The organism is Roseiarcus fermentans (genome assembly GCF_003315135.1).
Taxonomy (GTDB): domain Bacteria; phylum Pseudomonadota; class Alphaproteobacteria; order Rhizobiales; family Beijerinckiaceae; genus Roseiarcus; species Roseiarcus fermentans.
The window spans coordinates 56,325-72,415 of record NZ_QNRK01000020.1; the positions used below are offsets into that span (position 1 = coordinate 56,325).

Genomic DNA, 16,091 nt, shown 5'->3' on the forward strand with positions numbered 1-16,091 from the left:
GAGGGCCTCGGTCAGCTCTGCTCAGCCCATGAGGAGCTTGGCCATGCCGATCGCGGCGTGTGCGGCGGCCAGGTTGCGATCAAACGTTGAGGCCCGATCGAATCCGGCGATGGCGTGAAGTCCCCGGTTGTCGCAAATCTCGACGCGGCCCAGGAGGAAGTGAGCGAGCGCATGATCGGGCGCGACTTGCAAAGCCCGTGTCAACGCGGCTCTGGCCGCCTCCACGCGAGCTGATCGATCGTCAGCCGTGCAGGCGTCCGCCAACGTCATGTCGACCCAAGCCTTGCCGATCAAGGCGCCGACGTCGGCAGGAGCGAGAGCCAGCGCGCAGTCGAAGAAACCGCCGGCGCGCGCCAGATGGTCCAGCGTAATCCCCTCGTGCAACCACGCTCTGCGCTGAATCGTGAGGTCCGTGGCGTCGGGCTGCGGCGACAGGGCGGAGCGGCGCGCCTCCGCGGAGATCAAGGCGGCGTCGAGCTGCCGCGCCAGATGCGCGACGATCTCGTCCTGAGCGTCGAAGATGTCCGCGAGCGGCTTGTCGAACCGCTCGGCCCAGACGTGGCAGCCGCTTTCGGCATCGATAAGCTGGGCGCTGACGCGCATTCGGCTCGCCGCGCGCTGAACGCTGCCCTCCAGCACGTAGCGGACGTTGAGCTCCCTGCCGATCTGCTTCAGATCGACGGACTTGCCCTTGTAAGTGAACGCCGTATTCCGCCCGATCACGAGCGCGCCGCCGATGCGGGCAAGATCGGTGGTCAGGCTCTCGGTCACGCCATCGACGAAATGGTCCTGCGTCGCGTCGCCGGTAAGATTGGCGAAGGGCAGGACAACGATTGAGAGCCGCGGCGGCCCGGTATTGGCGGGTGAAGCCGGCGCGGCTGGCGTCGCGATTGCCGAATCGGCTTTGATGGAACCAAGCGTGATTGGCGTTCCAAATTTATAGCCAAGGCCGGGCGCCGTGAGGATCAGAGTCGGTTGCTTTGGATTTGTTTCGATCTTGCGGCGGAGCCGGCCGACGAGCACATCGATGTTGCGATCGAAGGGATCGGCGCACCGCCCGGTCAACGCGTCGAGCAGGTATTGGCGGCTCAGTACGCGCCCGGGGTGACCGACGAATTCGCGCAGCAGCAAAAATTCCTTCGGCGTCAAGGGAACTGGACCGCCGTCTGCCCGGGAGAGCGAGCATCCATCGAGATCGAGCGTAAAGGAGGCAAACCGAACGGGTGCAACGCGCGGCGGCAATGAGGCTCTGGTGCGTTCGCTCCCTGCGCAATCCATCACTCGGCCTCCGACGGTGGGCCAGCGACCTCGCCCGCATGGCGCTCGCGCCTGTTACCCGAATTTTACGCTCCCGTTACCGTTTGATCAAACAGATGCAGCAGGACCGTGGGAGATTTGCTCGCTTTCAAAGGAGATGCACCATGCTTTTCACTCACGTTCGTTTAGCCACGATCGTTTCGACAATAGCGGCAGGAACTCTGGCCCCAGGAGGGGGCGCCAATGCTGAGCTCGCATCCATCAACGCATTCAATAATTTTCACGTGGAGGAAACTCCAGCAACACCTCAAAATTCCAACCCTTATCAGTGTCTTTTTGAAGACAACGGCGCAGTATATAATAAATGCGCTTATAAAGTGACTTTAGATTTCAACTTGCCGGTCAACTCAGAGGGCGAGCATACGATTTATATACGAAACTACTGGAATCACGCGGTCGGCACGAGCTTCAATTGCATCGTCTATGCCTGTCCAACGTCACTTAACGATCACCAATGTGTCGTCGGTGGTACGGCGACATTCACGGCGCCGTACCAACAGAAGTCGGTATCGGTAGCGACCAGTGGGGCATATCCGAATATGCAGAATATGGCGCTAATATGTTGGAACCTCTCAACCGGGGACGGGATCGCGACCATGAATTATAATCCCTAAGGGCCCTGCAAAGATCATCGGGCGCCGCGGCGCAGTCGCTGGCGTCATCAACGGTCACCGATTCGAGTGCGTAGGAGATCGTATCCGCCACTCTGCCGCCGCGGTCGCGCCTTCTTAAGCCGGCGCCTTCCACCAGAGCACTCCAGCAGGGTTTTTCAGCGTCTTCTTCAGCGCTCGAACGCCGCCTCGCAACCCGTTACAATGGTTTTCGACCAGACAGCTTATTCAAAAAGTTCTGATTACCACAACTGTTTGCTCCGCGCTCGAGGCCTTCTCTGCGTCGATCCGTTCGCCCACGCGGCGGCGCGCGATGCGCGACCGCGCTCGAGCCTCACGCGCGCATGTCCTCGCGGCGGACGCCCGCAACCACAACCGGCTTCATCATCGCGTCGCGGCGGAAGGGCTCGCCGAGCTCCTGATTGAGCGCGACCTCGATCAGCGTCGTCACGCCGTCGGGCTGCGCGGCGCAAGCTGTTCGAAGGGCCTCGGTCAGCGCGGCGGGCGAGCGCGCCACGACGCCCTTCAGTCCGCACGCCTCGGCGACCTTCGCGTAGCTGACGTTCGGATTGAGCTCCGTGCCGACGAAGTTGTCGTCGTACCACAGCGTGGAATTCCGCTTCTCGGCGCCCCACTGGTAATTGCGGAAGACGACCATCGTGATCGCCGGCCACCCCTGGCGGCCGATCGAGGACAGTTCGTTCATCGCAATGCCGAAGGCGCCGTCGCCGGCGAAACCGACCACCGGAACGTCCGGGCAGCCGATCTTGGCCCCGACGATCGCCGGAAAGCCGTAGCCGCAAGGGCCGAACAGTCCGGGCGCCAGATATTTGCGGCCCTGCTCGAAGGTCGGATAGGCGGCGCCGATGGCGCAATTGTTGCCGATGTCGGACGAAATGATCGCCTCGCGCGGCAATCCGGCCTGGATCGCCCGCCACGCCTGCCGCGCCGACATGGCGTCCGGCTGCCGGGCGCGGGCGCGGGCGTTCCAGGTCGTGCCGGGATCGTCCTCCTCGTGGTCCATGCCGGAGAGCGCCTGCAGCCACGCCGATTTTTTCGCATGCACGAGCCCCTTGCGCTCGTCGCGCCCGGCGTCGCCGGCGCGCGGCGACAGCCGTGCGAGAATCCGTCGCGCCACCAGCGCCGCGTCGCCGCAGATTCCGACCGCGATCGGTTTCGCCAGCCCGATCCGGTCGGGGTTGACGTCGACCTGAATGACCTTGGCCGCGCGCGGCCAGTAGTCGATGCCGTAGCAGGGCAGGGTGGAGAACGGATTGAGCCGCGTGCCGAGCGCAAGCACCACGTCGGCCAGCGCGATCAGCTCCATCGCCGCCTTCGAACCGTTGTAGCCGAGCGGCCCGAGACTGAGCCGGTGCGAGCCCGGGAAGCTGTCGTTGTGCTGGTAGCCGTTGCACACCGGCGCGTCGAGCCGCTCCGCCAGCGCGACGACGTCGGGGATGGCGGAGGCGAGCACGACGCCGGCGCCCGACACGATCACCGGGAATCGCGCGTCGGAGAGCAGCGTCGCCGCCTCGGAGATGGCGTTCTCGCCGCCCGCGGGCGGCTCGAGCGCGATCACCGGCGGCAACTCGATGTCGACGACCTGGGTCCAGAAATCGCGCGGCACGTTGATCTGCGCCGGCGCCGACAGGCGCTTCGCCTTGGTGATCACCCGGTTCAGGACTTCGGCGATGCGGGAGGGGTCGCGCACTTCCTCCTGATAGGCGGCCACGTCGCGGAACATCGCCATCTGGTCGACCTCCTGGAAGCCGCCGAGGCCGATCGTCCGGTTGGCCGCCTGGGGCGTCACCACCAGCATCGGCGTGTGGTTCCAGTAGGCGGTCTTGACCGCGGTGACGAAGTTGGTGACGCCGGGGCCGTTCTGCGCGATCGCCATCGCGATCCGGCCGGTGGCGCGGGTGTAGCCGTCGCACATGACGCCGCCGTTGGTCTCGTGGGCGACGTCCCAGAATCGAATGCCCGCCTTGGGAAAGAGGTCGGAAATCGGCATGAAGGCCGAGCCGATGATGCCGAACGCCTGATCGATCCCGTGCCTCTGGAGAACCTTCACAAAGGCTTCCTCAGTGGTCATGCGCATGGATGTCGTGCTCCGGCCGCTGGCGGCGATGGATGGAGGGTCGGGTCAGGCCTGCGCGCGCCCGTCGCGCGGCATCGGTTTCGTCATGTCGGCGAAAACGCCCCGATTCTCGGCGAGAGCCCGACCGCGCGGGCCACCTCGGCGTCGGTCCAGCCGATCTGGTCGTAGCGGCCGCGCCAATAGACCAAAGCGCCGGAATTCGCCCCGATCATCGTCCTGCGAACCCGCCCGATGACGATGGCGTGCGAATGCCGCTCGATGCGCTCCTCTACCTCGCAATCGAGCACCGCGACCGATTCGGCCAGACAAACGCCGCCGTCCGGCAGCTCCAGCCAGCGCCCGCCGGCGAAGCGCCCGGCGCCCCCCGCGTTGGTCGCCCCGGCGAAGCGATCGGCGATCTCCCTCTGGTCGGCGGCGAGCACGTTGACGGCGAAGGCGCCGTAGCGCTCGAACGCCGGGTAGCTCGACGCCGCGCGATGGACGCAGACGAGCAGCGTCGGCGGCTCGTCCGACAGCGAGGACACCGACGTCGCGGTCAATCCGTTGCGCTCATCGCCGGCGCCGACCGTCACGACGCAGACGCCGCTCGCGAGTTGCCGCATCGCGTCCTTGAAGCCCTGACTGTCCACCCCGTGCAGCGGCGCGGACGTCGGGCGAGGGTGGAGGCGGCGGACATTGGTCGGGAGCATCGCAGGCCTGCATGGGGTGAACACATGCATTCTAGTTAGTCCACAAAATAAGTCAACTAATAGCGCTTCCGCCGCCCTCGCAGCCCGCTCTCCGGACAGGCGCCGACTCCGACCGTCGCGTCCCGACGATCAGGGTTGGTCGCTGCCGCGCTCGCGCCGAACGGCTCGCCATTCCTCCTCGGCGACGCTGTCACGGCGCGCGGGCTGATCCCGCCGGTCCAGGCCGAGGCCCTGCCGGCAGAACGGCGTTTATCGTTGACTGAAAAGATAGACATAAGCACAAATCAAGGCGCTTTCGGCGCGTGGGACGGGAAAATGCCGAGTGGCCTTGTCTTGCGGCGCCGGCGCGGACCGGGCGAACCGGTCGTCGTCTGCGCGGGCGCGGGCGCGCCCGCGCCCGGCCGGCTCGCGACGACATGGGCTTGGACCGACCGGTTCCCGTCGAACCCGGGGCGAATGGAGAGGACAGGCGGCCCATGACGATCGACTGGACCCATTTCACCCCCGTCCCGGCCTTGACCGGCGGGGCGCTGATCGGCCTCGCGGCCGTCGGGCTGATGCTCGCCAACGGCCGCATCCTCGGCGCCTCGGGCCTCCTCGGCGGCCTGATCCCGCCGCGCGCCGGCGACTGGCGCTGGCGGACGCAGGCGATCGCCGGCCTGATCGTCGCCCCCTTCCTCGCCCGCCTGCTGTTCGACGCCCCGTCGCCGGCGATTGCCGCAGGACCCGCCACCCTGATCGCCGGCGGGCTTCTGGTCGGGTTCGGGACGCGGCTCGCCAACGGCTGCACCAGCGGCCACGGCGTCTGCGGCCTCGCGCGCCTGTCGCCGCGCTCGCTCGCGGCGACCCTCGCCTTCATGGCGGCGGGCTTCGCCGCCGTCTTCGTCGTGCGCCACGGTCTGTGAAGGGAGCGCGCTGTCGTGAAACGCCTCGCGCCGTTCCTCGTCGGGCTCCTGTTCGGGCTCGGGCTGTGCCTCTCGGGGATGACCAACCCGGCCAAGGTGCTGGCCTTCCTCGATCTCGCCGGCGCCTGGGACCCGTCGCTCGCTTTCGTCATGCTCGGCGCGATCGCCGTCGCTTTCGTCGGCTTCCGCGTCGCGCGGGCGCGCGGCCGGACGGTTTCCGGCGCGCCGCTCGACTGGCCGACCGCGAAGGCGATCGACGGTTCCGTGATCGGCGGGTCGCTCCTATTCGGCGTCGGCTGGGGGCTCGTGGGCTTGTGCCCCGGCCCGGCGATCGCGGACGTCGGCTTTCTCGACGGCCGGGCGGCGCTGTTCGTCGCGGCGATGGCGGCCGGGATGGCGATCGTCGCCGTCTGGCCCGCGATCCGCGCCGGAGCGCCCGCGACGGCGGCGCTCGAGGACGGATGAAGCCGGGCGCGTTGGAAGAAAACACTCCGCCGCGCGGTCGCGGCGCGCCCGGCGTCGGAGAGGCCGAGGGCTGACGCTTCACATCGGGGGCCGGACTCCGGGCTCGCGAAGCCGGGCGCTCCGCGCCTCGGCGATGCGGCGCTCGGCGTCGTCGCGGCCCTCCGAAGCGCCCGGCCGCGCGACGAAGACCGCGTCGTCGTCCAGGGGGTTTTCGGCGAGACGCGCGTTGAGGCGCGCGAGGCCGGCGCGCAGGTCGCGCCAGAAGGTTCGGACCGCGGAACCCGAGTCCATGGGTCAGATCCCCGCGCCGTCGTCGAAGGTTTCGTTGCGCGCCTTGGCCTGGGTGATGCTGCTGCCGGGCGGGACGTCGCGGGTCAGCCAGACGTTGCCGCCGATCGACGAACCTCTGCCGATCGTCACGCGCCCGAGCACGGTCGCGCCGGCGTAGATCACGACGTCGTCTTCGACGATCGGGTGGCGGGGATAGTTCTTGGCGAGGGCGCCCGACGCGTCCGCCTCGAACCGCTTCGCCCCGAGCGTCACCGCCTGGTAGAGGCGCACGTTGCGGCCGATAATGGCCGTCTCGCCGATCACGACGCCGGTGCCGTGGTCGATGAAGAACCGTTCGCCGATGGTCGCGCCCGGATGGATGTCGATGCCGGTCGCCGAATGCGCCTCCTCGGCGACGATGCGGGCGATCATCGTCACGCCGAGCGTGTAGAGTTCGTGCGCCAGCCGGTGGCGGGCGATCGCGGCGAAACCCGGAAAGCAGAACACGATCTCGTCGATGCTCTTGGCCGACGGGTCGCCCTCGAAGGCGGCCTTGAGGTCGCTGTCGAGGAGCCTGCGAACCTTCGGCAGCGCTTCGGCGAAAGCCTCGACGATGTCGCCGGCCCTCAGCGGCGAGTCGATCCGGCTCTCGCCCTTCCATTCCCGGGCGAGCGCGAGTTCGAGTTCGATCTGGCGGCGGAGCGCCGACAGCACGGCCTCGAGCGTCCGGATCACGAAGGCGTCGATCCGTTCCGGCGCCAGGGCGGGCGGGCCGAAATGGCGGGGATAGAGCGCGGCGACCAGGTTTTCGACGATCTCGACGATGGTGTCCCGCGACGGCAGCGCCGGCGGCGCGCCGCGGTACCGCCGCGTCTGCGACGCCATTCGTAAAGCGTGAAGCCGGGCGGCCACGCGAGCGAGGTCCAGATCGGCCTCGCCGCCGGGGCGGTCGTCGCGCAGCGCGGTCACGGCGCGCGCCCCTTCTCGTCGAGCAGGACGACGTCGAGGGCTCGCGCGCCGGAGCCGGGCCGGATCGCGACGATCGTCGAGCCGGCGGTCTCGGGGCGGTTCCGGCGGACGAGCGGCGGAGCGGCGAGCGAAGGGTCGGTGTCGGCGAACCGGCGCGGCATGAGAAGTTGCTCCTAAGTTAGTCTATAAATTTACTGGAATAATTGGCCAAGTCAAGATGCGCGACGCAGCCGCGCCGAGGCGGCCGCCGGCGCCGTCATCCCGGCGGCGATGATATGCGACGCCAGAGAAAATCGCTCGCCGCCACGGCCGCTCTCGTGGTCGGGCCGTCGCCGGCGTTCCGGGGAGATGTCCTGCTCGCGAGGAATCGAGCGAAACAGCGCGGGCGCCGGAGGATTTCGGACCCGCGGCCCGATCAGCGGCGCATCACCATGTCCACCAGCGCGAACAGCACGACCACGAGCGCGACGCCGGCGATCAGCACGATGCGCACATTGTGGCCGGTCACGCCGGCTCTGACTCTGTCCTTGTTGGTTTCGGTGACGACGGGTTGCTCCTTCGGGTCCATGGCGGCCTCCAGTCCGACGAGTGCAGGGGCGGGCCGGTCGCGCCGGCCCAGGGACGTCATCATCGACACCAGGAGCGCAAAGCGGCGGTCGCGCTCGGACACCGCGGCGCCGGCGGCCCGCGCCGCCGGCCGAGTCCCGCCGAGGGCCGCGGCTGGGACGGCCGAATGGGTCATCGCCGGACGCATGGCGAACCCTTCGCGCCGCGAGCGCGCTCTCGCGCGAGGTCGCGCTGATGCGGCCGCCGGACGCTTCGCGACGCCGGCGCACATCGTCCGGCGCAGCCCGACCCCGTCCCGTTCACGGCCGCCCCCCGCCCGATGTGATGACCTCGACGATCTGGCGCGTCGACGGCTTCACGATCGCCACCTCCCCGCCGGCAACCGCGTAAACGAATCCGCGGTATTCCGGCACGAGGTCGGTCACGCTCGCAGGCAAGGGCTGGACGTCCACGTTTCCGGGAAGCGGCGACCCGACCTCGACAGCGACGGCGCCCGCGCCGGGCGGCGCCGTGGCGAGCAGCGACTTTGCGATCTGCGCCGCGCGGTCAGGCGCGATCTGGCTGGCGCCGACGGCGCGCGCGTCGCCGGGATCGACCGGCCGGCCGGAGCGCGTGCCGGCGTCGGCGCTCCCGGGCCCCCCAGGGGCGTCGGCAGCGCCCTGAAGCGGGTTCGCGAGGGCGAGGCTCGGCAAAGCGACGCCGAGACCGAAAGCCGAGACCGCCGCGCGTGCGCACTTCATTCTTCGCTCCCTCGCGATCCTCGCGGAGAGAACGAGCCGCATCGGGGAAAGTTCCGCGAGCCGGGCCCAGCGGCGAAGGCGGGCTCGCGTTGCGCTGGCGGCCGGCGCGGCTACGAGGTCAGACGGGCCTGGGGGACGGTGAGGCGGATGGCGAGACCCTCGGGCTTCCATGACCGCTCGATATCGCCGCCGAGCTGCTTGTTCACGGCGATCCGCGACAGCACGCCGCCGAATCCTTCCAGCCCGGTCGGCGGCTCGACTCTCGGTCCGCCGCGCTCGGTCCAAAGCAACGCGACCTGCTCGCCGTCCTCCGAACACGTGACGTCGATGGTCCCGGAGTCGGCCGACAAGGCGCCGTATTTGGCGGCGTTGGTCGCGAACTCGTGCACGAGCAGCGCGAGGCTCGCGACCGCCGGCCCGGCGACCGGAAGGTCCACGCCGGAAATCGAGATCCGCGCGCCGCCGTCCGCGCGGGGGCTGTCGAACGGCGCCACGATCGTTCGCAGGAGCGACTGGAGCGTCGCCGGCTGTCCCGAGGATTCGACCATGCCGTGCGCAAAGGTCAGCGAATGCGCGCGCGCGAGCGCGGCCAGGCGCTCGCGCACGGAGTCCGCCAATTCCGCGACCGAATGCGCGGAGCGCGCGCTCAGCCCCACGATGCTGCTGGACAGCGCGAACAGATTCTTCACCCGATGGCTCATCTCGCGCAGGAGCAACTGCTGACGGTCCCGCGCCTTCGTGAGCTCGCTGATGTCGCGGGCGATTTTCGAAGCGCCGATGATCCGGCCCCTCCCGTCCCGGATCGGCGAAATGGTCAGGGAAATGTCGATCAGGCTTCCATTCTTGTGCTGCCGGATCGTTTCGTAATGGCGAATCGGCTCGCCGCGCCGGATCTTGTCGAGGATCGCCGGCTCCTCGTCCTGCCGCTCCTCGGGAATGATGAGCGAGACCTGGCGTCCGACCGCCTCCGCGGCCGTGAATCCGAACAGACGTTCCGCGCCCCGGTTCCAGCTCAGGATCACGCCGTCCAGGTCCTTGGACAGGATCGCGTCGTCGGAGGACTCGACGATCGCCGCGTAATGCAGGGCCTTTCGGATGCCGCGTTCCCGCTTCTTCTTATGCTGGCGGTGAAGTTCATCTCGTCTGTCCGTCGGACCGGACGCAGGGAGCGTTTCGCGCTCGATGTTGCTCATACAACAGCTTTCCGGGTGATGATACGAAGGCCGGCGCATCGTATTTGCTGGAATCATCGTCGGCCGCACAGTCGTCGCCAAGCCAGGACGTCATGCTCCGGAACGACACAAACAAGCCGGCGCTGGACTGGCCCGACGGCGAGGACCGCCAGCGTGTCCAAGCGCAGGCAAGCTTGGAGAGAGTCTCGAATCTTGTAAATAGCCTGTCCTGCCGCTCTGTGCGCGGGATCTCGTCGTCCGACCGACAGCCGTCATCGATTGCGTTGGGAAAATGTCGATTCGATGACCGACGCCACAGACTTGTTCAGTGTTGTGGAGCCGCTTCAGCGTGAAGAATCAGCTTTGCGCCGCGTCGTGGCGAAAGCGGGACGCGGACGCGAGCCCGTTTGCGCATCGGAAGGCGACCCGGCCTCTTCAAGCAAAAGTGATCGATCTGTTGCAGGCGCCTTGATCGACAGGCGGCGCCAGAACGGATCGCCGCGACAGGCTACGGAGACGCGGGCCCGAATTCTCCCCCGATCATGAAAATGGCCGGCCTCAGGCCTTCGGCCGTGCCCGATCCCTCGATTCCGCGGGGATTTCCCCCGCCTCGAGCCGCGACAGAAGCGCTTCGAACTGGGCCGGAAGCGGCTCGCGCAGGAGGTCGTCGTAATGCGCCCGAAGCGCGCGACCGATGGCGTCGAGGGGCGTCGCATTCGTCGGCGCCTCGACCGACGACGGATGTTTCGAGGCGGTGAGCTTCGTCATTCTTTCGCTCTCGTGTCCGGATAATGGCGGCGGACCGGCGCGTCGGATATAACCGCATTGCCCGTGCGGATCCGACGGTCTGGAACGCATTTAACGGGTCGATCCGCCCGAATTCAAGTCGCGCTGCTTAAGTATTTTCCACAATTGCGGCCATGGAGTCGAAGGACGACGTGAGGGAAAAACGGAACTCCGACGCGCTCGACCGCTTCGGGTTCGGCCAACCGGGAATGGAAGGCTCAGATGTCAATCTCGACGGAAATTCGACCCCTGATTCCCTATCTTCGGCGGTTTTCATGCGCGCTCGCCGGCAATCGTGAGGGCGGAGACGCGCTCGTGGCCGCGACGCTCGGACGCCTGGCCGCAGACCCGCAATCGTTTCGGCGCGATATTCACCCCAGAATGGCGCTCTTCCGCGCCCTCCTCGACGCCTGGTCCGGCGCCCGGCCGTCGGAGACGGAGGCCGGAAACCAGTCTGCCGTCGATCGCAAGCTCGCCGCGCTTTCCCCGCAGACGCGGCAGGCGTTCCTGTTGTATGCGGTCGAGGGGTTTTCGGTTGCGGAGGTCGCAGCCATCATGGGATTCGATCGCTCCCGCGTCTCGCGCTTGCTGGCGCGCGGCGGGGCGGACATCGGCCGAGAGCTGGCCGCGACCGTCATGATCATCGAGGACGAGCCGATCATCGCCATGGATCTTGAAACCATCGTCGAGGACCTCGGGCACGAAGTGGTCGGAATCGTCAGAACCCGTCGTCAGGCGGTGGCGCTTGCGGCCGAGCGCGAGCCGGAATTGATCGTCGCCGACATCCAGCTGGCCGACGGCAGCTCCGGCATCGAGGCGGTCAACGAGATCGTCGGCAAGAAGAGCAAACCGGTCGTGTTCGTCACCGCTCATCCGGGCATCTATCTGAGCGCGATCAAGAACAGACCCGAGCCGGTTTTCCTGCTGTCGAAGCCTTTCAGCGCCGATTCGGTTCGCGCCGCCGTCTGTCAGGCCCTGTTTTTCGACCGGAGAGCCCACGCCGCAGCGTGACGAGCCGGTCTCGACCGGCGCCGACGTCGTCAGCCTGGCTGCTGCGGCGCCTCCGGAGGCGCCGGTTGCGGGGACTCGATCGGCTCGGGCGGCGTCACGATATCCGGACCCGGCGTCGGAATCTCGGGCCGACGGTCTGGTTCGGGATTTTCCGCAGGCGTCGGCGGGCGGATGATGTCGGGGGCCGGGGCCGGGCTATTCGGCTCTTGCGGGTCGTGAGCAGGCATTTCATCTCCTCGAATGCGAAAACCGTCGATCGCCCTCGGCCTCGCCGGCGGCGGCCTCGGGCTACGTGACGCAGCGCACGCCGGGGCGCCCGCCGCGCGTGACCAGCCGTCGGTCGCCGTCGCGCGCGCGACAGCCGTTCCGCCGTCTCAAGGCTGGCCTGTCCCACCCGACGAGCCGTATACCTGACCGGTCGCATAGCTCGCGTCGGCGGCGGCGAGCTGGACATAGATCGAAGCCAGCTCCGCAGGCTGCCCGGGCCTGCCGAACGACGTCTGGGCGCCGAACGCCTCGAGCTTTTCCATGGTCGCGCCGCCGCTCACCTGCAGCGGCGTCCAGATCGGACCCGGCGCGACCGCGTTGACCCGAATCCCCTTGCTGGCGAGCTGTTTCGCCAGTGACTTCACGTAATTCATCGTCGCCGCCTTGGTCTGGGCGTAGTCGTACAGGTCGGGCGACGGATCGTAGGCTTGCTCGGACGTCGTGGCGACGATGGTCGACCCCGGCGGGAGATGCGGGAGCGCAGCGCGGATGATCCAGAACGGCGCATAGATGTTGGTTTTCATCGTCGCGTCGAAGTCCTCGCTCGAGATGTCGAGGACCGATTTCCGCGCTTGTTGGCGACCGGCGTTCATCACCAGAATATCGAGACCGCCGAGGCCCCGCACAGCCTCGTCGACCAGCCGCTTGCAAAATGCTTCATCGCGCAGGTCGCCCGGGATCGACAGCCCGGTCCGGCCCTCCTGTCGCACGAGTTCGATCACGTCGCGCGCGTCCGGCTGCTCTTCCGGCAAATGATTGATCGCCACGTCCGCGCCTTCCCGGGCGAATGCGATCGCCGCGGCGCGGCCCATGCCGGAGTCGCCGCCCGTGATCAACGCCTTCCGTCCCGAAAGACGCCCCGATCCGCGGTAGCTCTTTTCTCCGTGGTCCGGCTTCGGGTCCATTCGGCTCGCGAGACCGGGCCAAGGCTGGGACTGACGTTGGAACGGCGGCTTCGGGTATCTGGTCTCGGGATTGACGAGGGCGGGCGCCGGACTTTGCGACGGCCCGGATTGGGCAAGCGCCGGACCCGCCGCCGCAACGGCGAGGCTTGCCCCGCCGGCGCCCACGATCTCCCGACGAGAAAACGGTCCGCGTTCGAATGTGCTCATGACGAGGGCTCCGTCGCCAATTGCCGCCGTGCGCGCAGGCGGGGCGGCTTTCGGGCTTTGGGTTGGCTTGCGCCGGACAGCGGAGACCTGCGCAGCCGGCGCGGGGCTCGCCTCTAGACGCGGGCTTGCCTCCGTCTGTTCCCGAAGGCGACTTCGAAAACCGCACGGAGGCCTGTTTCCGCCAGCGCCCGAACGCCCGCCCGCTCCAGACGGCGACGCCATGCGGAACTTCTTTCCTCGGCGTCTCGTTAGAGGAGCGAGCGCCGTCGCCAGGACATTGGCGGGGCGTGCATCCGGAAGGACGAGGCTGATGGCGCAAACAGAATCCCGGTCCCAGAAGGAAACGGTCGAGCGGGTTATGCATGAGTTCAAGCACGGCGAACTGCGCAGCGGCGGCGGGTCCACGAAAGTGACGAATCCGAAGCAGGCCGTCGCAATCGCCCTCAGCGAGGCCGGCGCTTCGGACCAACAGTCACCGGAGCGGAACGCGCGCCGCCTTCGTCGCACGAAGGCGAAGGAGCGGCGGGGCGAGACCGCGCAAGCCGAAACCGAAGGACGGCGTGGCGGCGAGGCCGACTGAAGTTTGTCCCGCTGCGGAACCAACCTGCTTCACAGGCGTTGATGGCGGTCGCATTTCGGCCACGATGAAGCCGGGGTCGAGGCGGCGCAGAGCGAGGAGCTCTGCCGGCTCGAACCTGGGGATGAGGAATGGACCGGTCGGATCGGAGGCGCTGGCGGGCGATCGGAACGGCGCTCGCGCTTTGCATCGTTCTCTGTCCGCAGACCGGCGTCGCAGTCCTGGCGCAAGAGGGCGCCGGAAAGTCAGCGGGGCGCACGGGCGCGCCGGGGCAGGGCGAAACGCGCGACGGCTGGTTCTCCGCCGTCGCCGGGCGAGGTTGCGATGCGACGGGCCTGTGCGTCTGCATCGAGCGGCGCGGCGCGGGCGCCGGCGACTTCGTCTACACCTACGCGCCCGGCGAAGCGACGGAGCTGGAACGGGATCGCTCGCCGACGACGGTTCGCGCGACCGGGCTCGCCGACGACGCCTCCAGGCTGGACGACGAGCCGCGCTTCTCGCCCAACAGCTAGCGCATCCGGCGAAGTCCAATGGCGCTCATAACCGGGCGCTCGCGTCGCTCGCGCATTTCCTTGTTTTCTTCTTGTGGAATGGTGGTGGATGCAATCCCTGCTGGCAGGGAAAGGAGAGGGATTTTCTTCGATTCCAGGGCTGTCTGGCCGAAAAATGCCTGCCTAACCAACGGATTGACCGACGATTATCGCCGAAATGGTAACTCCCAAGCCGGCAGCGAATAGCGCCGTCATCGCGAGCGAAGCGAAGCGATCCAGGGCCGCTGGGCCGCTGTTGCGCCCTCTGATCGTCCCGCCGCCCTTCGTTGCGAGCAGAAGACGGAGCGATTTTTTCCGCAGGAGGCAAGCGGCGGCATGGGTTGCTTCGTCGCTTCGCTCCTCGCAATGACGGGGTTGGGAGTAACCCGAAATGTAACTCCCAAGCCGCCGTCAGGGGGGCGCGGCCAAGATCTGCCGTATGCCCCGCGTCGCCGCGCTTCGACGTCGGCGCAGGCGGCCCCTGGATCGCCGCGTCGCCCTTCGGGCTCCTCGCGAGGACGGCCGGGAAGCGTCATCGCCCGCCTCGGCGTCGACGACCGCCCGTCATTCCCAAGGCGCCCCTAGGCTTGGCGGTTACGCCGAAAGTCCCTAAGCGGCCGAGCAGGAATTCGGCGCACGAATTGATTGCGAGCGGAGACGTCATTCTGACGTCTCCGCCAACGACTCTAATGCCTCGGCCATGGCGGTCAGAAAAATGTCGGCGTGCCCGCGAGCGAATGGCAGTGGAGGCCGTATCTTAAGCACGTGGCCGTCAAAGCCAGAGGCGCTGATCAGGATGTTTTTACGCCTGAGTTCATTGACTAACTGTGTCGCTATTCCTGGGGCGGGCGCCTTGGTGTCGGTATCACTGACGAATTCTACGCCAATAAATAGGCCCGCGCCGCGCACATCTCCGATGCAAGCGTGCCGCCGCGCAAGGCGCTCCAGACCGCCAACGATATAGCGGCCGACTTCCAGCGCGTTGGCTTGCAGGTTCTCGTCCCTGATGACGTCCAGCACCGCCAACCCGGCCGCACAGGACACTGGGTTGCCGCCGAAGGTGCTGAAGTAGCGCGCCGTCGCCGCGAAGTCGGTCAGGACTTCTGGCCGCGCCACCAAGCCTGCAAGGGGTACGCCATTCCCCATGGGTTTGCCTATGATGACGATATCCGGGACGACGCCGTGGCGTTGAAAGCCCCACATCGTGTCGCCCAAGCGGGCGAACCCCGGCTGAACCTCGTCGGCGATGAAGACTCCACCGGCGCGTCGAATGGCTTCGACGGCAGGGGTAAGAAATCCAGGTGGATTGGGTAGGACGCCGTCGCTCGAAAAAATGGTGTCGACCACCAGCGCCGCCGGCTTGACGCCATGTCGTTTGAGATCGGCGATGGCGCATTCCACGTGGCCGGCGAAAATCTCACCGACGTTGGGGCCCAGCCGATACGAATTGGGAGCAGGCGCCGTTCTGACGTGTTGACCGAGCGGCACACCTTCTCCCAGCGAGGGCGAAAACTCGGACACGGCAGCCGTGACGCCGTGATAGGCGTTTTCTGTTACGATGACGCCGGCGGCGCCGGTAAAACGCTTCGCAACCCTTATCGCCAGATCGGCCGACTCGCTACCGGTGCAGGTGAACATGACCTTCCCGAGTTCCTCCGGGAACATCGCGATCAGGCGTTCGGCATAAGTGACAACGATATCGTAGAGGTAGCGGGTGTGAGTATTCAGGGTAGCCGCCTGATGCGAGATCGCCTCCACGACGCGCGGGTGGCAATGCCCCACCGACGGCACATTGTTGTAGACGTCGAGATATCGCTCTCCATTCGCGCCGTATAGCCAGACTCCCTCGGCACCGATCACGTGGATGGGCTCTTCGTAAAACAACTGATAGGAGGGACCGAGCACCCGATTGCGGCGCTTCAAAAGGTCGCTGACATCCGCGGTGAGTCGCCCACTCTGGCGCGGATCGAATGCGTTGACCATCAATGGACGCGACATGCTTCAC

General features: G+C 67.2%; 18 protein-coding genes. 6 read left to right on the top strand and 12 right to left on the bottom strand.

Going from position 1 to position 16,091, the window contains the following annotated elements:
- Nucleotides 1–21: 21 nt before the first annotated feature.
- Nucleotides 22–1,149, bottom strand: a complete 1,128-nt coding sequence (locus DFR50_RS17755; RefSeq protein WP_170153263.1) for a winged helix-turn-helix domain-containing protein — start codon at nt 1,147–1,149, stop codon at nt 22–24.
- A 272-nt stretch (nt 1,150–1,421) separates the two neighbouring features.
- On the opposite strand from DFR50_RS17755, the gene DFR50_RS31490 reads away from it, so the two are divergent.
- Entirely contained in the window at nt 1,422–1,931 is a 510-nt protein-coding gene (locus DFR50_RS31490; RefSeq protein ID WP_147262801.1) for a hypothetical protein, read from the top strand.
- A gap of 331 nt (nt 1,932–2,262) precedes the next feature.
- Here DFR50_RS31490 and xsc read toward each other — a convergent pair whose 3' ends face one another.
- On the bottom strand, nt 2,263–4,026 hold the full coding sequence (xsc, locus tag DFR50_RS17760) for a sulfoacetaldehyde acetyltransferase (protein ID WP_113890608.1): 1,764 nt from the start codon (nt 4,024–4,026) through the stop codon (nt 2,263–2,265).
- Nucleotides 4,027–4,109: 83 nt separating this feature from the next.
- Nucleotides 4,110–4,715 carry a flavin reductase family protein gene (locus DFR50_RS17765; RefSeq protein ID WP_113890609.1) on the bottom strand — a complete coding sequence of 202 codons (606 nt, stop codon included), beginning with the start codon at nt 4,713–4,715 and terminating at the stop codon, nt 4,110–4,112.
- A 476-nt stretch (nt 4,716–5,191) separates the two neighbouring features.
- Here DFR50_RS17765 and DFR50_RS17770 point away from each other — a divergent pair, with 476 nt between their 5' ends.
- Both DFR50_RS17770 and DFR50_RS17775 read left to right on the top strand, forming a co-directional pair.
- The gene (locus DFR50_RS17770; protein ID WP_113890610.1) at nt 5,192–5,620 is read left to right on the top strand and encodes a YeeE/YedE family protein; all 429 of its coding nucleotides are present in this window, start codon (nt 5,192–5,194) and stop codon (nt 5,618–5,620) included.
- 15 nt (nt 5,621–5,635) lie between these two features.
- Nucleotides 5,636–6,085 (top strand): DUF6691 family protein, encoded by a 450-nt coding sequence (locus DFR50_RS17775; RefSeq protein ID WP_113890611.1) that lies wholly within the window; start codon nt 5,636–5,638, stop codon nt 6,083–6,085.
- A gap of 78 nt (nt 6,086–6,163) precedes the next feature.
- On the opposite strand, the gene DFR50_RS17780 is transcribed toward DFR50_RS17775, so the two are convergent.
- The 7 genes from DFR50_RS17780 to DFR50_RS17805 all read right to left on the bottom strand — a co-directional run bounded on the left by DFR50_RS17780 (nt 6,164) and on the right by DFR50_RS17805 (nt 10,571).
- Nucleotides 6,164–6,376 (bottom strand): hypothetical protein, encoded by a 213-nt coding sequence (locus tag DFR50_RS17780; protein ID WP_113890612.1) that lies wholly within the window; start codon nt 6,374–6,376, stop codon nt 6,164–6,166.
- A 3-nt stretch (nt 6,377–6,379) separates the two neighbouring features.
- Complete coding sequence (gene epsC / locus DFR50_RS17785) at nt 6,380–7,324, bottom strand: serine O-acetyltransferase EpsC (protein WP_425376080.1); 945 nt, start codon at nt 7,322–7,324, stop codon at nt 6,380–6,382.
- Nucleotides 7,321–7,485, bottom strand: a complete 165-nt coding sequence (locus tag DFR50_RS32160; RefSeq protein WP_170153264.1) for a hypothetical protein — start codon at nt 7,483–7,485, stop codon at nt 7,321–7,323. The genes epsC and DFR50_RS32160 overlap by 4 nt, the downstream gene beginning before the upstream one ends.
- 254 nt (nt 7,486–7,739) lie before the next feature.
- Nucleotides 7,740–8,078, bottom strand: coding sequence for a hypothetical protein (locus DFR50_RS17790; RefSeq protein WP_113890613.1), 339 nt, complete (start codon nt 8,076–8,078; stop codon nt 7,740–7,742).
- Nucleotides 8,079–8,190: 112 nt separating this feature from the next.
- Nucleotides 8,191–8,631, bottom strand: coding sequence for a DUF1236 domain-containing protein (locus DFR50_RS17795; RefSeq protein WP_170153265.1), 441 nt, complete (start codon nt 8,629–8,631; stop codon nt 8,191–8,193).
- 110 nt (nt 8,632–8,741) lie between these two features.
- Nucleotides 8,742–9,824, bottom strand: a complete 1,083-nt coding sequence (locus DFR50_RS17800; RefSeq protein WP_245427909.1) for a PAS domain S-box protein — start codon at nt 9,822–9,824, stop codon at nt 8,742–8,744.
- A 537-nt stretch (nt 9,825–10,361) separates the two neighbouring features.
- Complete coding sequence (locus DFR50_RS17805; RefSeq protein ID WP_113890616.1) at nt 10,362–10,571, bottom strand: NepR family anti-sigma factor; 210 nt, start codon at nt 10,569–10,571, stop codon at nt 10,362–10,364.
- Between the two features lie 240 nt (nt 10,572–10,811).
- On the opposite strand from DFR50_RS17805, the gene DFR50_RS17810 reads away from it, so the two are divergent.
- Entirely contained in the window at nt 10,812–11,600 is a 789-nt protein-coding gene (locus DFR50_RS17810; protein WP_113890617.1) for a response regulator, read from the top strand.
- Between the two features lie 374 nt (nt 11,601–11,974).
- Here the strand turns inward: DFR50_RS17810 and DFR50_RS17815 are convergent, their stop codons facing one another.
- Nucleotides 11,975–12,979 carry an SDR family oxidoreductase gene (locus DFR50_RS17815; protein ID WP_113890618.1) on the bottom strand — a complete coding sequence of 335 codons (1,005 nt, stop codon included), beginning with the start codon at nt 12,977–12,979 and terminating at the stop codon, nt 11,975–11,977.
- A 310-nt stretch (nt 12,980–13,289) separates the two neighbouring features.
- Between DFR50_RS17815 and DFR50_RS17820 the strand changes: the two genes are divergently transcribed.
- Entirely contained in the window at nt 13,290–13,559 is a 270-nt protein-coding gene (locus tag DFR50_RS17820; RefSeq protein WP_113890619.1) for a DUF6496 domain-containing protein, read from the top strand.
- A gap of 128 nt (nt 13,560–13,687) precedes the next feature.
- Nucleotides 13,688–14,068 carry a hypothetical protein gene (locus DFR50_RS17825; RefSeq protein ID WP_113890620.1) on the top strand — a complete coding sequence of 127 codons (381 nt, stop codon included), beginning with the start codon at nt 13,688–13,690 and terminating at the stop codon, nt 14,066–14,068.
- Nucleotides 14,069–14,746: 678 nt separating this feature from the next.
- Here the strand turns inward: DFR50_RS17825 and DFR50_RS17830 are convergent.
- Nucleotides 14,747–16,084, bottom strand: coding sequence for an aspartate aminotransferase family protein (locus DFR50_RS17830; RefSeq protein WP_113890621.1), 1,338 nt, complete (start codon nt 16,082–16,084; stop codon nt 14,747–14,749).
- Between the last annotated feature and the right edge of the window lie 7 nt (nt 16,085–16,091).

Excerpts from the sequence above, each read along its gene's own strand:
- DFR50_RS31490 (WP_147262801.1), top strand. The coding sequence starts at position 1,422 with ATGCTTTTCACTCACGTTCGTTTAGCCACGATCGTTTCGACAATAGCG.
- xsc (WP_113890608.1), bottom strand. The coding sequence starts at position 4,026 with ATGCGCATGACCACTGAGGAAGCCTTTGTGAAGGTTCTCCAGAGGCAC.
- DFR50_RS17765 (WP_113890609.1), bottom strand. The coding sequence starts at position 4,715 with ATGCTCCCGACCAATGTCCGCCGCCTCCACCCTCGCCCGACGTCCGCG.
- DFR50_RS17770 (WP_113890610.1), top strand. The coding sequence starts at position 5,192 with ATGACGATCGACTGGACCCATTTCACCCCCGTCCCGGCCTTGACCGGC.
- DFR50_RS17780 (WP_113890612.1), bottom strand. The coding sequence starts at position 6,376 with ATGGACTCGGGTTCCGCGGTCCGAACCTTCTGGCGCGACCTGCGCGCC.
- DFR50_RS32160 (WP_170153264.1), bottom strand. The coding sequence starts at position 7,485 with ATGCCGCGCCGGTTCGCCGACACCGACCCTTCGCTCGCCGCTCCGCCG.
- DFR50_RS17790 (WP_113890613.1), bottom strand. The coding sequence starts at position 8,078 with ATGCGTCCGGCGATGACCCATTCGGCCGTCCCAGCCGCGGCCCTCGGC.
- DFR50_RS17795 (WP_170153265.1), bottom strand. The coding sequence starts at position 8,631 with ATGAAGTGCGCACGCGCGGCGGTCTCGGCTTTCGGTCTCGGCGTCGCT.
- DFR50_RS17800 (WP_245427909.1), bottom strand. The coding sequence starts at position 9,824 with ATGAGCAACATCGAGCGCGAAACGCTCCCTGCGTCCGGTCCGACGGAC.
- DFR50_RS17805 (WP_113890616.1), bottom strand. The coding sequence starts at position 10,571 with ATGACGAAGCTCACCGCCTCGAAACATCCGTCGTCGGTCGAGGCGCCG.
- DFR50_RS17810 (WP_113890617.1), top strand. The coding sequence starts at position 10,812 with ATGTCAATCTCGACGGAAATTCGACCCCTGATTCCCTATCTTCGGCGG.
- DFR50_RS17815 (WP_113890618.1), bottom strand. The coding sequence starts at position 12,979 with ATGAGCACATTCGAACGCGGACCGTTTTCTCGTCGGGAGATCGTGGGC.
- DFR50_RS17820 (WP_113890619.1), top strand. The coding sequence starts at position 13,290 with ATGGCGCAAACAGAATCCCGGTCCCAGAAGGAAACGGTCGAGCGGGTT.
- DFR50_RS17825 (WP_113890620.1), top strand. The coding sequence starts at position 13,688 with ATGGACCGGTCGGATCGGAGGCGCTGGCGGGCGATCGGAACGGCGCTC.
- DFR50_RS17830 (WP_113890621.1), bottom strand. The coding sequence starts at position 16,084 with ATGTCGCGTCCATTGATGGTCAACGCATTCGATCCGCGCCAGAGTGGG.